Genomic DNA, 14,040 nt, shown 5'->3' on the forward strand with positions numbered 1-14,040 from the left:
AAACATTTCCTGGGGGCCACCGCATCAATGAGGTGAGGACGGTACGGGGGATCGCCGAGGATCACGGGGGACTCAAGGATGAGACAGGGGCTCGCGGACGGCTACGCCGAGTTCGCTGCGGCGCGGGCCGGGCATCTGTATCGGTCGGCCTGTCTGCTCACCGGCGGTGACACCCATCTCGCCGAGGATCTTGTGCAGGAGACCCTGGGGCGGCTGTACGTCAGCTGGCGGCGGGTGTCGCGTGTGGGGAATCCCGCGGGGTACGCGCAGACCGTCCTCACCCGTACGTTCCTCGCCCACCAGCGGCGGCGCAGCAGTACCGAGCGGGCCACCGACGTCCTTCCCGACCTGGCCGATCCGCACAGCGCCGCCGACGACACGCCGTTGCGGCTGACCCTCGTGGAGGCGCTGGGGCACCTGTCCGCCAAGGACCGGGCCGTCGTCGTCCTGCGGTACTGGGAGGACCGCAGCATCGAGGAGACCGCCGACGCGATGAACGTCAGCTCGGCCGCCGTACGCACGCGCTGCGTGCGGGCACTCGACCGGCTGCGGGTACTCCTCGGCGACGGCCTCAGCGAGTACGCGGCCCACTGAACGGGCCCACCGGGAACCAGTGCGTTCCCATTCCGACGACTTCCAGCGACCTTGCAGAGACGGTGGTTTGCCATGCCCGTTGAAGATCACGAGAGCCACGACGTCGACACCGACCTTTTCGAGGACCGGCTCGGCACCGCCATGCGCCAAGCCGGCGACTCCTTCGAGACCGACCGGAGTGGCCTCGTCGCCGTCGGAGCGGTACGCGGTCGCAGGCTCCTGCTGCGACGCCGGGCCGCCGTCGTGGGAGGCGTGGCCGCCGTCGCCCTCGTGGGGGTGAGCGGGACACTGCTCGTGCCTTGGGGCGGTGCGGGCGACGGGCAGCAGTCCGTGGCCGATCGCCGGTCGACACCGACCGCTCCCGCCGAGGACGACGGCAAGGTCTCCGGTGCCGAGCTGGTCCACACCCTCAAGAAGCTGCTGCCGAAAGGGGAGTTCACTGAGGAGCAGGGGCGGGGTACGGACGCGGAGCTGCTGCCGTACGCCCAGGTCGTGTTCGACGACGGCAAGGGCCCAGGCGCCGTCTCCGTGGGCCTGAACCGGGTCGAGCCGGGGAGCGAGCAGGCCCGCCAGTGGACCGAGTGCCCGGACAGGACCCTGGTGCCGTACGACCGCTGCACCGCGAGCCGACTGCCCGACGGCTCGGCGCTCACGCTCTTCCAGGGGTACGAGTACCCGGACCGCCGTGTGGACACGAAGCGGTGGACGGCCGATCTCGTCACCCCTCAGGGCCACCACGTCAGTGTGAGCGAATGGAATGCCGCGGCGGAGAAGGACGCTCCGGTCAGCCGGGCCAACCCGCCTCTGTCCACGGACCAGTTGAAGCACGTGGTCACCGCCCCGGCCTGGCGTACCGCCATCGACGCCATCCCCGAGAACCCGAAGGGCGAGGACTCGAAGGGCCAGGGCCCGAACGCCCAGGCGCCGGAGAACACCCCGACCACGCCTCCGGGTGCCGACGGTGCCGCGATCAGTCAGACGCTCGCCTCCCTGCTCCCCAAGAACGTCGACGTGGTCTCGAAGGGCGGCCAGGAGACCGAGTACGCGTATGTCGTGGTGGACGACGGGAAGGGAGAGAGCCTGGTGCAGATCAACGTGCAGCAGAACATGTCGGATGTCGAGGATCAGCTCTTCGGGGCCGATGCGCAGATTCTGCCCGACGGCACGAGAGTCGCCACGAGCCAAGGCACGGGCGAGAAGGGCGGCGCGGGCGTCGTCATGTGGACCGTCGACACCATCAGGACCGATGGCCGCCGCGTGGTGATCAGCGCCTTCAACTCCGGTACGCAGCACGGCGCAGCGACCCGCGAGACGCCCGCGCTCACGATGGATCAGCTCAGGGAGATCGCCACGAGCCTGAAGTGGCAACAGCTCGGGTCACCTTCTCGGCCGTGAACGGCCGAGCTTGTGTACTCGGTCGTTCACACCTTGTCGCGCTCCCGACTGCCCCCTACGACGGGACGGTCACGGGTCGCATCTCCTCACAATCCGGCCTGTTCAGGCGGGCGCGGGGACGGGTGTGGTGACGAACACCCACGCCGAGCGCGCGCGGTTGCGCACGTTGACCCCGGCGACGTGGTCGGCGGGCCCAGCGAGGCCGCACCGACGACAACGGAAATGGTCCCGGTCGGGCCGGTTGGCCCGCTCGGTGTGCCCGCAGCGCGGGCAGCGCTGCGAGGTGTAGGCCGCATCCACCTCCAGGAACGGCACCCCGGCCTTACGGGCCTTGTAGACGAGGTGCTGTCCGAGCTGGTGGAACGGCCAGGAAGACAAGGTGCCCCGCTGGTCGCGGCGAAGCCGTGCCCGGTCCCGGATCCCGTCGAGCTGCTCGACGGCGATCCCGCGACCGGTGCGTTGCGCGACGGACACGATCTCCTTGCTGATCCGGTGGTTCACATGGGTGGCATGACGCTGTTCCTTGCGTGCGCGGCCCGCCAGGCGGCGCCTGGCCGAGCGGGTGGCCTTGGCCTGCAGCTCGGCCCGCTTACGGGCTTGCCAGCGGCGATACCGCGAGAGGCGGCGGCCCTGGTAGTTGGTGCCGTCGCTGGTGGTGGCGAGGTTGACGATGCCGCGGTCGACACCGATCCAGTCGGTCGGCTCGTGCACCTCGGGATCGGGAATATCGCAGGTCGCGATCAGGAACCACTTCCCGGCCCGCTGGACCAGGTCGGACTCGCCCTTGCGGTACTGGGCCAGCGTCTTGAGCTGGTCGGGCGAGCCGGTGTAGCGGATGCCGCGCATCCGCCCGTCCACCGTCCAGATCGACACCGTGCGCGCGTCCGTCTGCCAGGACAGGCACCGGTCGTCGAACGGCTGCGCCGCCTCGGGCCGGAAGGCGACCGGCGAGCCGACCGCCTTCCGGTACCGCTTCGATCCGGGACCGCCCGGCCGCCCGGCTTGCAGGCTCGCCGCGAGCGCGCCGTAGGCGTCCACGACCTTCTTCACCACCCGCACCGCGGGCTGGGCCGACAGCCCGAACGTGGCCTTGATGTCCGCGTAGACCAGTTTCTGCAGGCCGTTGCGGTCCTTGATGCCCGTTGCGAAGGCGGTCCGGGAGACGTGGTCGGCGGCCCGGTTGCAGGCACGCAGGGTCGCCTCCAGCGCCGCCGCTTGCTCCGGCGACGGCAACAGCTTCACCTGCACCACCAGCTTCACGACCCCAAACCTAGGCAGCACCTCGCACACCCGGGCGGACTTCGCACACAGCCACCCATCCTCGCGACCCCCAGCACGCGCGTACGAATTGCCCGGATTCGCCGGACAGTAATGCGGACTCTGCATGCCCGGCCACCGGACGCGATGACGCAGAGCGTCACCGGTTCCAGATGCGAGTCCACCCCAAGGGCTGTCCCGCAATTGATCTTTGGGTGGGGCTGAACGTGACTTGGTCACTGTGTGTCTGGCCTGCCACCCGACGAGGCCGAGGTTGTGCAAACGGGCGATGCCGAGCATGGCGTGGTGGACGCCGTCGCCTTTGAGACGGCAGTCGCGAAGGATCTTCCAGGTCTTCATGCGAGCGAAGACATGCTCGCTGCGGGCGCGAACCTGTTTGTGCGAGCGATTGTGCTCCTACTTCCACTCGGACAACTCCTCGCCCGGGGTGCGGTTGTGAGGCATGAGAAGCCCGGAGCCCGGATAGCCGCCGTCGGCCATCGTCAGGGTCTTGCCCACGGCGGCTTGCGCGCCGGATTCCTCCCACGCCTTGCAGTCGTTGCGGTTGCCGGGCAGGAGCTCGCCGACCACGACGACCAGACGGGTGTCGGCATCGATGACGACCTGGTGGTTGGTGGAGTACCGGTAGTTTTTGGACTGTTCGGTGATCGTGTGGTCGCGGGTAGGGACGAGGGTGCCGTCCACGATGAGCACCGTGTCCTTGCGGAACCGCCTGCGGGGCCGGAGTGCGAGCGACGGCCCTAGACGGTCGATGATGCGGTCGGCCGCGGACTTCGAGATGCCGAACAGCGAGGCCAGCTGGCGCAGCGTCAAGTTCGTGCGCCAGTAAGCGGTCACCAGCTAGTACGCGGTCCTCCAGCGCCAGGCTCCAGGGACGGCCCTTGCGCACCGGATCCGCGCCCTCGCGGCGTAACGCGGTGATCAGCCTGCGGAAGCAGCGCGGACTCAGCCCGGAGAACGGGATTATCCAGGAGGGCTTCGACGCCGTGATCACACCAGCCACGGCAAGATCGTCTCACCCCCTGTCCCGTCTCACCGAGGCGTGAGGGAATCCCCGGCTGCCCGTCGTTGACCTGGCCACATGTCGTCATACGCGGCGTCGAAGAACTGCACCTGCGGCCCGCGCAGCGCGGACGCGTCGGCCAGCTCGCCTCGGGCTGCCTCGGCAAGGCGGGCCGCATAACGATAGGCAGCACCCCGCAAGGGCTCGCTTCTGGCCGAAAGGTCGATCTCCGCGTGCGCGAGCCACAGGTCATCGACGAGTCAGTCGATCACGGGATCGGCTACGCTGACGCCGGCGTGTGGGAGCGTGAGCGCTGCCTTCTCCACCTGCGACGCAATGCCCAGGAACTTCAGGATCACGTTCTTCAGCTCCGCACGGTGCGCGGCTGACTCTTGTATCTCCAACTGCCGGGTGCTCGCCCGTGACACCAAGTACTGGCCGAACAACGATCCGCCCGCGCCGAGCACAACACCCGCCAGAGACAACAGCGCCGGCCCCAAGGTTCCCCAAGATCCCATGACACGAGTCTCTCAACGCGCCGGGGAAACAGCCGAGCTGCCCATGGGCAGCCCCCGCCGGGGCAGTTACGGGACAACCCTCAGCGTGAACGCCGGAGCATCGTCAGACGAATCGGGTGAACGGCCCGAGCCGCGCTCAGCCTCGGGCAGGCCGGGTCAGAAGAACTCCGACCAAGGCTGGTCCCAGACCTGCTTCACGCACAGGACGATGAAGAGCAGGCCCGCGATCACCAGCATGGCGTTGCTGAGCATGCCGTTGCGCCATTCCGCGGGCGTGCGGGAGGAGTTGAGGAGCCAGACCAGGGTGAGGGCGAGGAAGGGGAGGAAGGCCGCGCCGAGGACGCCGTACAGGATGATCAGGCGGAAGGGCTGGCCCTCGAGCAGCAACACCATCGGGGGGAAGGTCAGCCACAGCAGGTACGCGCGGAAGGGCCAGGACTTCTCGCGGGCGCCGGACGCCACTTCCTCGCCGGAGCCCGAGGCCATCTGGTCGCCGGTCCCCTCGCGGCGCGCCCGGTAGCGCTCGACGAAGTCCGCGAACATCAGGCTGACGCCGTGCCAGACACCGATCAGCGAGGTGAACGACGTGGCGAAGAAGCCGATGAGGAAGAACTTCGACGTCGCCGTGCCGTACTCGTCCTCCAGGATGTCGCCGAGCTGGATGAGGCCCTTGTCGCCGCTCGCGATGGCGACGTTCGAGGCGTGGAGGAGTTCCGCGCCGACGATGAGCATGGCGATGACGAAGATGCCGGTCGTGGCGTACGCGACGCGGTTGTCGAGGCGCATCACCTTCATCCAGCCGGTGTTCGTCCAGCCCTTCGCGTTGACCCAATAGCCGTACGCGGCAAGGGTGATGGTGCCGCCGACGCCGCCGATCAGGCCGAGGGTGTTGAGGATCGAGTCCTGCTCGTCGGGGAGGACGGGGACCAGGCCCGCGAAGGCGTCGCCGAGGTTCGGGGTGACGCGGATCGCCAAGTACACCGTCACCAAGAACATGACGCCGACCAGCCCCGTCATGACCTTCTCGAAGACGGCGTACTTGTTGAACCAGACGAAGACGAGGCCGACCAAACCGCTGAGGATGGCCCACCACTTGAGGTCCATGACGTCCGGGAAGAGCGCCTGCAGGGGCAGCCCCGACGATGACATGGCCGCGGCGCCGTAGACGAAGCCCCAGATCACGACGTAGACGACGAAGAACCAGGTCGTCCAGCGGCCGAGGCTCGCCCAGCCCTCGAACAGGGTGCGGCCGGTGGACAGATGCCAGCGGCCCGCCGCCTCGGCGAGGGAGATCTTGACGAGGCAGCCGAGGATGGCGGCCCACAGGAGGGTGTAGCCGAAGTTCGAGCCGGCGATGAGGGTCGCGACGAGGTCGCCCGCGCCGACACCGGTGGCGGCGACCACGATGCCGGGGCCGATGTACTTCCAACTGGATTTACGGGGACTGGAGTTGCCCTCGCCCGACGCCGCTTCCCCTGAGTTTCCCGCCGTCCTGCCGGTGTTTCCCGTGGTGTCCGCCATGCCGATCAAGAAAGCGCAATGCGGGCGATGGCACAAGGGGGCATGCATGTAGGCGCGATGGACCTTCGCCTGGTCTTGACCCGGTCATGCCATACCTTCACGATGAGCGCCACACCCGCACAGACGTCGCACTGAACCACCCCCCGCTCCAACCCCCCACCTTTCCGGAGACCCCGGAAGTCCTGGAGAAACTAGGAGACTCAATGCGGCTACGCATAAGAGGCAGGCGCACGGCCTTCCTCGGCACCCTCCTCGCGCTCGCCCTCGCGGCGCCCATCAGCGCCACAACCAGCGCGTCCGGCGCGCCCGGTGGCGCACCGGCACCGGTGGCCGCGTCCGAGGCCGACGACGAGGTCCGCCAGTACGAGATCCATCTGCACAACAGCAGCGCGGCCACCCGTACGGCCATCGCCCGCACGGGCGTGACGGTGGACGAGGCCGACGAGGAGACCGTCGTCGTCTCGGGCCGAGCGTCCCAGGCCAAGAAGCTGAGCCAACTCGGTTACGAGATCTCGCCGTTGGGCGCGGCTCCGGACCGGTCCAGCAGCGCGGACGCGGGCGTACTCGACTTTCCCTCCGCCGACTCGCGCTATCACAACTACGCCGAGATGAACACGGAGATCAGCCAGCGGCTCTCGGCGTACCCGAACATCATGAGCAGGCGCGTGATCGGGAAGTCGTACCAGGGCCGGGACATCGTCGCCATCAAGATCAGCGACAACGTCGCGACCGACGAGTCCGAGCCCGAAGTACTGATGACCCACCATCAGCACGCACGCGAGCACCTCACCGTGGAGATGGCGCTCTACCTGCTGCGTGAGCTGGGCGCCGGATACGGCTCCGACCAGCGCATCACGAACATGGTCAACAACCGCGAGATCTGGATCCTCCCGGACCTCAACCCGGACGGCGGCGAGTACGACATCGCGACCGGGCAGTACCGTTCCTGGCGCAAGAACCGGCAGCCCAACAGCGGTTCCTCGTACGTCGGTACGGACATGAACCGCAACTGGGCCTATCGCTGGGGCTGTTGCGGCGGTTCCTCCGGTTCGCCGTCGTCCGACACCTACCGGGGTCCGGCCGCCGAGTCCGCGCCCGAGGTGAAGGTCGTCGCCGACTTCGTACGCAGCCGGGTCGTCGGCGGTACGCAGCAGATCAAGGCGGGCATCGACTTCCACACGTACAGCGAGCTGGTGCTGTGGCCCTTCGGCTACACGAACGCGGACACGACCACCGGCATGACGGCCGACGACCGCAACGCCTTCGCCACGGTCGGCGGGAAGATGGCCGCCAGCAACGGCTACACCGCCGAGCAGTCCAGCGACCTCTACATCACGGACGGCTCGATCGACGACTGGCTGTGGGGCAACCAGAAGATCTTCGGCTACACCTTCGAGATGTATCCGTCATCGGCCGGCGGCGGCGGTTTCTACCCGCCCGACGAGGTCATCGAGCGCGAGACGTCCCGCAACCGGGACGCGGTGCTCCAACTGCTGGAGAACGCGGACTGCATGTACCGGTCCATAGGCAAGGAGAACCAGTACTGCTGACGGGCGAGTGAGGTGTGTGAGGGTGCGCCCCCGGCTCGGCTCGGGGGCGCACCCTCACTCCTGGTGTACGCGGCTATTCCTGGAAGTACGCGTCCAGGACCTCGTCCAGCTCCTTCTCCCACTCCTTGACCTTGGCGCGGGACGGGATGCGGAGCTCGACCGGGTACCAGCGGCGTTCGGGGGTGTGCACGGTGATGGTGTACCAGCGGCCGAAGCGCGAGGTCTCCGACTCGACCGCGCCGATCTCGTCCCAGCGGAACTCGGCCTCATGATCGTCCAGGCGCAGTCGTACGCCGCGGTGGTCGGCGGTGATCTTCGCGCGGTAGTCGGAGGCCTCGAAGACGGGGCCGTCGGCGGGGGCCGCCTCCGAGTCGTCCGGCTCCGACTCGACTGCCTCCTCCGCCTCGGCAGACGCCTCCGTCTCGTCCGCGTCGTCCGACTGGTCCGCCTCGTCGGACTCCGCCGAGGCGCCCTCGTCGGAGACGTGGGCAGCCTGCTCGGCGGCCGTCTCCGACTCCTCGGAGGCGTTCTCCTCCGAGGCCGCGGTCTCCTCGGCCGGGTCCTTGGGGTCCTTGGGATCGGCAGGGCGCGGGCCCGTGATGCCGGGGACGAACGCCGGGTCGGCTGCCGCGCCTTGCAAGGGCTGGATGCTGGGTCCTATGCGCTGCTCCACGGTGGGCAGTATGGCCGATGAAGCTGTGGCGTGGGGGGCCGGGGCGTCACTCGTGATTGAGCGCGGCCGGAATCCGTCCGGACAGCCGCTATACGAACACGCTCAGCGCCGCCGCCACCACGAACCCGGCGGCAGAGAGCACCGATTCCAGGACCGTCCAGGTCTTGAGGGTGTCGCGTTCGGAGAGGCCGAAGTACTTGGCCACGATCCAGAAGCCGCCGTCGTTGACGTGCGAGGCGAAGATCGAACCCGCCGAGATCGCCATGATGACCAGGGCGACGAAGGCCTGGGAGTGGTCGCCCTCCGACAGCAGCGGCGCCACGATGCCCGCCGTCGTCACGATCGCGACCGTCGCCGAGCCCTGGGCCACGCGCAGGACCAGCGAGATCAGATACGAGAGCACGAGCACCGGCAGGCCCACGTCGTTGAAGGTGTCCGAGAGGGCCTGCGCGACCCCGCTGCCCTGGAGCACGGCGCCGAAGACACCGCCCGCGCCGACCACCAGCAGGATGTTGCCGACCGGCTTGAGGGAGGCGCTCGACACGGTCTCCAGGGATTTGCGGGACCAGCCGCGGCGGATGCCGAGCAGGTAGTACGCGAGCAGCAGCGCGATGGTGAGCGCGACGAAGGGGTGGCCGAAGAACTCGATCACGCTGCGGCCCGTGGAGGGGTCGAAGGCGATGGAGGAGAACGTTGCCAGAAGGATCAGAAGCAGCGGGGTGCCGATGATCGCGAACACGATGCCCAGCGGAACCGGCTTCTCCGGCGGCGTCACGCCGTCCTTGCGCTGCTCCTCGGCGAGTGCCGCCTTCGCCTCGTCGGCGGCCTCGACCATGTCCTGCGGTACGGGGACGAAGAGCCGCTTGCCGATCCACGCGGACCAGACCCAGGCGGCGAGCACGGCGGGTATGCCGCAGACGACGCCCATCAGGATGACCCAGCCGAGGTCGACCTTCAGCAGTCCGGCGGCAGCTACGGGGCCGGGGTGCGGCGGCAGAAAGGCATGGGTCATGGACAGGCCGGCGAGCAGCGGCATCGCGTAGAGCACGATCGACTTGCCGCCGCGCTTGGCCGCCGCGTACACGATCGGCGCGAGCACGAAGATGCCGACGTCGAAGAAGACCGGGATGCCGAAGATCAGGCCGGTCAGGCCCATGGCGAGCGGGGCGCGCTTCTCGCCGAAGAGGCCCAGCAGCCGGGAGGCGAGCACCTCGGCTCCGCCGGAGACTTCGAGCACGGCACCGAGCATGGTGCCCAGGCCGATGATGATCGCGACATGGCCGAGTGTCCCGCCCATCCCGTCTTCGATGAGCGAGACGGCGTCGGACCGCTGGACGGTGCCGAAGAGTTCGGTGACGGAGAGGCCGGCCGCGAGGCCGACGGCTATCGATACGGCGAGCAGGGCGACGAACGGCTGGAGTCTGACCTTGATGATCAGGACGAGCAGAAGCACGATGCCGAGCGCCGCGATGGTCAGCAGTCCGGCGGTTCCGTCGATGAGCGTGAGCAGGCCGCCGGTGTGGGGTGGGGGCTCCGGGGTCTCCGCGGCGAGGGGTGTGGCTATGAGGGGGGATGACATGGAGGGGGCCTCTTAAGTGCATCGCAAGGGGGTCTGGGGGATTCCCCCCAGAGGGCACAGCCGGGCAGGGGGGATCGCGGTGCGGCGGCCCGGGATGGAGAGCTTGGGGGAGGGCGCCGCACCGTGATGGGGTACGGGGTGCGGGAGTTGAAGGGGGGCGTCGGCCACGTACCGGCGGCATCAGCTGCGTATCGGCGGCATCAGCCCCGGACCGGCGACGTCAGCCCAGTACGGCCAGCGCGTCGATCTCGATGAGTAGGCCCGCGGGCAGGCCGACGTAGACGGTCGTGCGGGCGGCGGGCGGAGCGGTGAGGTTCTGCTCCTCGAAGTACTCGTTGTAGATGCCGTTCATCTCGGCGAAGTGGTCGACGTCCGTAAGGTAGACGCGGACCATCATCACGTCGTCCCAGGTGGCGCCGCCCTCTTCGAGGACCGACTTGACGTTGGCGAGGGTCTGGAGGGTCTGCTCGCGCAGGGTGGGCCCGGCGGGCGTCGGCGGCTGTCCCTCCACGGCGGGCAGGAAGCCGACCTGGCCGGCGACCTGGAGGATGTTGCCCTTCTTGACTCCATGCGAGAACTTCGCGGGCGGGGTGGTGTGGGTCTTGGGGGTGAGCGCGACCTTCTCGGTCTTCTCGGTCATGAACTTCCTTCCTTGACTGGGGTGTTGCCTGTGCCTGAGTACTCGCGGCTGATGGCGTCCGCCGTACGGCGCACCAGCGGGAGCAGCGTAAGGAGTTCGTCGGCGGTGACGACGACGTTCGGCGCGGAGACCGACATGGCGGCGACGACGCGGCCGTCGGTGCCGCGGATCGGGGCGCCCACGCAGTTGATGGACTCCTCGTGGCCGCCGAGGTCGGTGGCCCAGCCCTGTTCGCGTACGGTCGCCAACTCCTTCAGGAAAGCGGGGGCGTTGGGGATCGAACGGGCGGTGTACATGGGGTAGTCGAGCTTCTCCGCGAGGGCGCGGCGCTCGGGCTCGGGCAGGTCGGCGAGGAGGAGTTTGGCGACGGCGGCGACGGTGATGGCGACGGGTTTGCCGATACGGGAGTACATGCGCACCGGGTAGCGGCTCTCGACCTTGTCGATGTAGAGGACCTCGCCCTCCTCGTGCACGGCGAGGTGGACCGTGTGACCGCACTGCTCGTTGAGGCGTACGAGGTGGGGGTGGGCGATCTCCCGGATGTCCAGGTTCTCGACGGCTTCCTGGGCGAGGGCGAAGAGGCGGGCGCCGAGGCGGTAGCGCTGGTCGGACTGGCGGTAGACGAGGCCGTGCTCGTGGAGGGTGCGCAGGAGCCGGAGCGCGGTGGACTTGTGGACGCCGAGCCGTTCGGCGACCTGGCCGAGGTCGGCGGGGCCCTCGGCGAGGAGCGGCAGGATGCTCAGGGCACGGTCGACGGTCTGGCTCATGGGGTACGTACCTCCTCCTTGGCCCGCGTCCACCCGGGGCCGAGTCGAAGTGTCCCCCACGCGCCGTCGTCCAGTGCGACCAGCCGGTCGGCGTGCTCGCGGGCGGGCGGCTCCCCGAGATCTCCGGGCACGGTGAGCACGGCGGCGGCCATGAGATGCCCGTGCCGGATGCGGTCCCGCACGGGGAGCCCGCGGAGGGTCGCGGACAGGAAGCCCGCGGCGAAGGCGTCCCCGGCGCCGACGTGGGCGACGACGTCGACGCGGAGGGCCCCTACGAAGGTGGCGGTGCCCGTGGCGTCCTCGCCCACGCCGCCGGTGCTCTTGTCGAAGACGGTCGCTCCTCTCTCGCCATGCTTGACGACCAGCAGGTCCGGTTCGGGCAGCGCCTCCCGGACGGCCGCGGCACCGTGCAGTCCCCACGCGTCCCGTGCCTCGTCGTCCCCGACGAACACGATGTCGGCGCCGCGCGCCAGATCCAGCAGGACGCGCGGCCCCTCCGTGTCGCGCCACAGGCCCGGCCGGTGGTTGACGTCGAAGGAGACGAGCGGGCGTCCCGGCCGGCGCGCGGTCAGCTCGCGCAGGAGGCCGAGGCAGTCGTCGGACAGGGCGGCCGTGATCCCGGAGAGGTGGAGAACGCGGCCCGAGCGGAGTGCGTCCAGGTCCACCATGTCCGTCGCCATCGCGGAGGCAGCGGAACCCGTCCGGTAGTAGGCAACCTCGTGGGCGTCGGTGGCCCGGTCCCCCGCCGTGCGGAAGTAGATGCCGGTGGGGCGCGCCGGATCGCGTCGTACGGCGGAGGTGTCGACGCCGTACGACGCGATCGTCTCCACCAGGTGGTCGCCGAAGCCGTCGTCGCCGACCCGGCTGACCCATTTCACGGAGTGCCCGGCGGCGGCCAGCCCGCACGCCACGTTGGACTCCGCGCCGCCGATGCCCCGGTCGAAGGACGGTACGTCGGCGAGACGCCCCGGCCGGGAGGGCAGGAACGTGACCATGGACTCGCCGAGCGTGACGACGTCCACGGCAGCTTCGGTGCGAGCGGGTCCGGTAGGGGTGACGATGGCGGAGGCTCCTCGTGGGTTCGCGGGTCGCAGCGGCTCCGTTGACCCGGCGTTGGCCGAGATGCTAGACAGCAGGGAGCGCTATACGCAATGAGCGTTGCACATAATGCAATACCTGAGGAACAGGGAGGCTCCATGGCCGCCGACACCCCCCGCGACACCGCCGCAGAAGGCGCACAAGGTCTCGCCGCGCTCGCGGAGGAACGCGTGGACCACCGCTTCAAGGGCCTCCCTCCCGACGCCGAGGGCCTGACGGTCGGCGAGCTGACCGCCCAGCGCCGCAACCTCTTCACCGACGGCTTCACCACCCCCGTCCTCGCCCTCTCCGCCGAGCGCCTGGAGCACAACCTCCAGCTCATGGAGACGTACGCGACCCGCCACGGCCTCGCCTTCGCCCCGCACGGCAAGACCTCGATGGCGCCCCAGCTCTTCCACCGCCAGATCGAGTACGGAGCGTGGGGCATCACGCTTGCTGTACCGCACCAAGTGCGGGTGGCCCGCGCCTTCGGCATCCAACGCGTCTTCCTGGCCAACGAGCTGGTGGACCCGGCTGCCCTGAAGTGGGTGGCGTCCGAGCTCGCAGCCGACCCGTCCTTCCGGCTCATCTGTTACGTCGACTCCGTGCGCGGCGTCGAGCTGATGGACGCCGCGCTGCGCGCATCCCGGAGCGGACCCACACGCCCCGTGGACGTCGTCGTCGAGCTGGCCGCGGGCGACGGCGCCCGCACCGGCATACGTACGGAGGCGGAGTGCGCGGCCGTCGCGGACGCGGTGGCCGCGGCGGACACCCTGCGCCTGGTGGGCGTGGCGGGCTACGAGGGCGAGGTGCCGGACGCGAACCCGGAGCGCGTGCACGCATGGCTGCGGCGTCTGGTGGCCCTGGCCGCCGACTTCGACAAGGCGGGCCGCTTCGCCGGAGCGGACCTGGAGGAGATCGTGGTCAGCGCGGGCGGCAGCGCCTGGTTCGACGCGGTGGCCGACGTCTTCGACGGGATCCCCGAACTCTCCCTGCCCGTACTGAAGTTGCTGCGCTCCGGCGCATACGTCTCGCACGACGACGGCCACTACCGCCGGATCACCCCCTTCAACCGCGTCCCCGAGGAGGGCGCCCTCCACCCCGCCTTCCGCCTCTGGACCCAGGTCGTCTCCCGCCCCTCCCCCGAGCAGGCCTTCGTCAACGCGGGCAAGCGGGACGCGGCGTACGACCTGGACCTCCCCTTCGCCCAGGTGGTCCGCTCCGGCGCCGAGGAGCGCCCGGCAACCGGAATCACGGTCACCGGCCTCTCCGACCAGCACGGCTGGCTCCGTACGGCCCCGGAGGCGGACCTGCGAGTCGGCGACTGGCTCGGACTGGGCCTCTCCCACCCGTGCACGTCCTTCGACAAGTGGCCGCTGATTCCGCTCGTGGAGGCGGACGGCACGGTCGTGGACTACATCCGCACCTACTTCTGAGACCTCCTG

Annotated in this window: 12 protein-coding genes and 1 pseudogene; 4 read left to right on the top strand and 9 right to left on the bottom strand. The window is 69.3% G+C overall.

Features of this window, described 5'->3' with window-relative positions; all coding sequences use genetic code 11:
* Window positions 1–78: 78 nt before the first annotated feature.
* Both ABD357_RS19725 and ABD357_RS19730 read left to right on the top strand, forming a co-directional pair.
* Window positions 79–594: a SigE family RNA polymerase sigma factor gene (locus ABD357_RS19725; protein ID WP_344391666.1), complete on the top strand. Its 516-nt coding sequence runs from the start codon at window positions 79–81 to the stop codon at window positions 592–594.
* Window positions 595–666: 72 nt separating this feature from the next.
* Window positions 667–1,989 (top strand): hypothetical protein, encoded by a 1,323-nt coding sequence (locus ABD357_RS19730; RefSeq protein ID WP_344391667.1) that lies wholly within the window; start codon window positions 667–669, stop codon window positions 1,987–1,989.
* 102 nt (window positions 1,990–2,091) lie between these two features.
* Here the strand turns inward: ABD357_RS19730 and ABD357_RS19735 are convergent, their stop codons facing one another.
* The 4 genes and pseudogenes from ABD357_RS19735 to ABD357_RS19750 all read right to left on the bottom strand — a co-directional run bounded on the left by ABD357_RS19735 (window position 2,092) and on the right by ABD357_RS19750 (window position 6,309).
* Window positions 2,092–3,249: an RNA-guided endonuclease InsQ/TnpB family protein gene (locus ABD357_RS19735; RefSeq protein ID WP_344391821.1), complete on the bottom strand. Its 1,158-nt coding sequence runs from the start codon at window positions 3,247–3,249 to the stop codon at window positions 2,092–2,094.
* A gap of 255 nt (window positions 3,250–3,504) precedes the next feature.
* Window positions 3,505–4,270: pseudogene (locus ABD357_RS19740) on the bottom strand (transposase); the annotation flags it as partial.
* A gap of 260 nt (window positions 4,271–4,530) precedes the next feature.
* Window positions 4,531–4,788: a hypothetical protein gene (locus ABD357_RS19745; RefSeq protein ID WP_344391668.1), complete on the bottom strand. Its 258-nt coding sequence runs from the start codon at window positions 4,786–4,788 to the stop codon at window positions 4,531–4,533.
* 156 nt (window positions 4,789–4,944) lie between these two features.
* The gene (locus ABD357_RS19750; protein ID WP_344391669.1) at window positions 4,945–6,309 is read right to left on the bottom strand and encodes an Nramp family divalent metal transporter; all 1,365 of its coding nucleotides are present in this window, start codon (window positions 6,307–6,309) and stop codon (window positions 4,945–4,947) included.
* A 203-nt stretch (window positions 6,310–6,512) separates the two neighbouring features.
* Here ABD357_RS19750 and ABD357_RS19755 point away from each other — a divergent pair, with 203 nt between their 5' ends.
* Complete coding sequence (locus tag ABD357_RS19755) at window positions 6,513–7,859, top strand: M14 family metallopeptidase (RefSeq protein ID WP_344391670.1); 1,347 nt, start codon at window positions 6,513–6,515, stop codon at window positions 7,857–7,859.
* A 73-nt stretch (window positions 7,860–7,932) separates the two neighbouring features.
* On the opposite strand, the gene ABD357_RS19760 is transcribed toward ABD357_RS19755, so the two are convergent.
* The 5 genes from ABD357_RS19760 to ABD357_RS19780 form a co-directional block, all read right to left on the bottom strand.
* Window positions 7,933–8,532 (bottom strand): hypothetical protein, encoded by a 600-nt coding sequence (locus ABD357_RS19760; RefSeq protein WP_344391671.1) that lies wholly within the window; start codon window positions 8,530–8,532, stop codon window positions 7,933–7,935.
* Between the two features lie 88 nt (window positions 8,533–8,620).
* On the bottom strand, window positions 8,621–10,111 hold the full coding sequence (locus ABD357_RS19765) for a GntP family permease (RefSeq protein WP_344391673.1): 1,491 nt from the start codon (window positions 10,109–10,111) through the stop codon (window positions 8,621–8,623).
* A 220-nt stretch (window positions 10,112–10,331) separates the two neighbouring features.
* Window positions 10,332–10,751, bottom strand: a complete 420-nt coding sequence (locus tag ABD357_RS19770) for a RidA family protein (protein ID WP_344391674.1) — start codon at window positions 10,749–10,751, stop codon at window positions 10,332–10,334.
* Window positions 10,748–11,518 (bottom strand): IclR family transcriptional regulator, encoded by a 771-nt coding sequence (locus ABD357_RS19775; protein ID WP_344391676.1) that lies wholly within the window; start codon window positions 11,516–11,518, stop codon window positions 10,748–10,750. Before ABD357_RS19775 ends, ABD357_RS19770 begins: the two co-directional genes overlap by 4 nt.
* On the bottom strand, window positions 11,515–12,540 hold the full coding sequence (locus ABD357_RS19780; RefSeq protein WP_344391677.1) for a sugar kinase: 1,026 nt from the start codon (window positions 12,538–12,540) through the stop codon (window positions 11,515–11,517). Before ABD357_RS19780 ends, ABD357_RS19775 begins: the two co-directional genes overlap by 4 nt.
* 174 nt (window positions 12,541–12,714) lie before the next feature.
* Here ABD357_RS19780 and ABD357_RS19785 point away from each other — a divergent pair, with 174 nt between their 5' ends.
* Window positions 12,715–14,031: an amino acid deaminase gene (locus ABD357_RS19785; protein WP_344391678.1), complete on the top strand. Its 1,317-nt coding sequence runs from the start codon at window positions 12,715–12,717 to the stop codon at window positions 14,029–14,031.
* Window positions 14,032–14,040: the final 9 nt, after the last annotated feature.

The sequence above is a fragment of the Streptomyces vastus genome (genome assembly GCF_039532825.1).
Taxonomy (GTDB): domain Bacteria; phylum Actinomycetota; class Actinomycetes; order Streptomycetales; family Streptomycetaceae; genus Streptomyces; species Streptomyces vastus.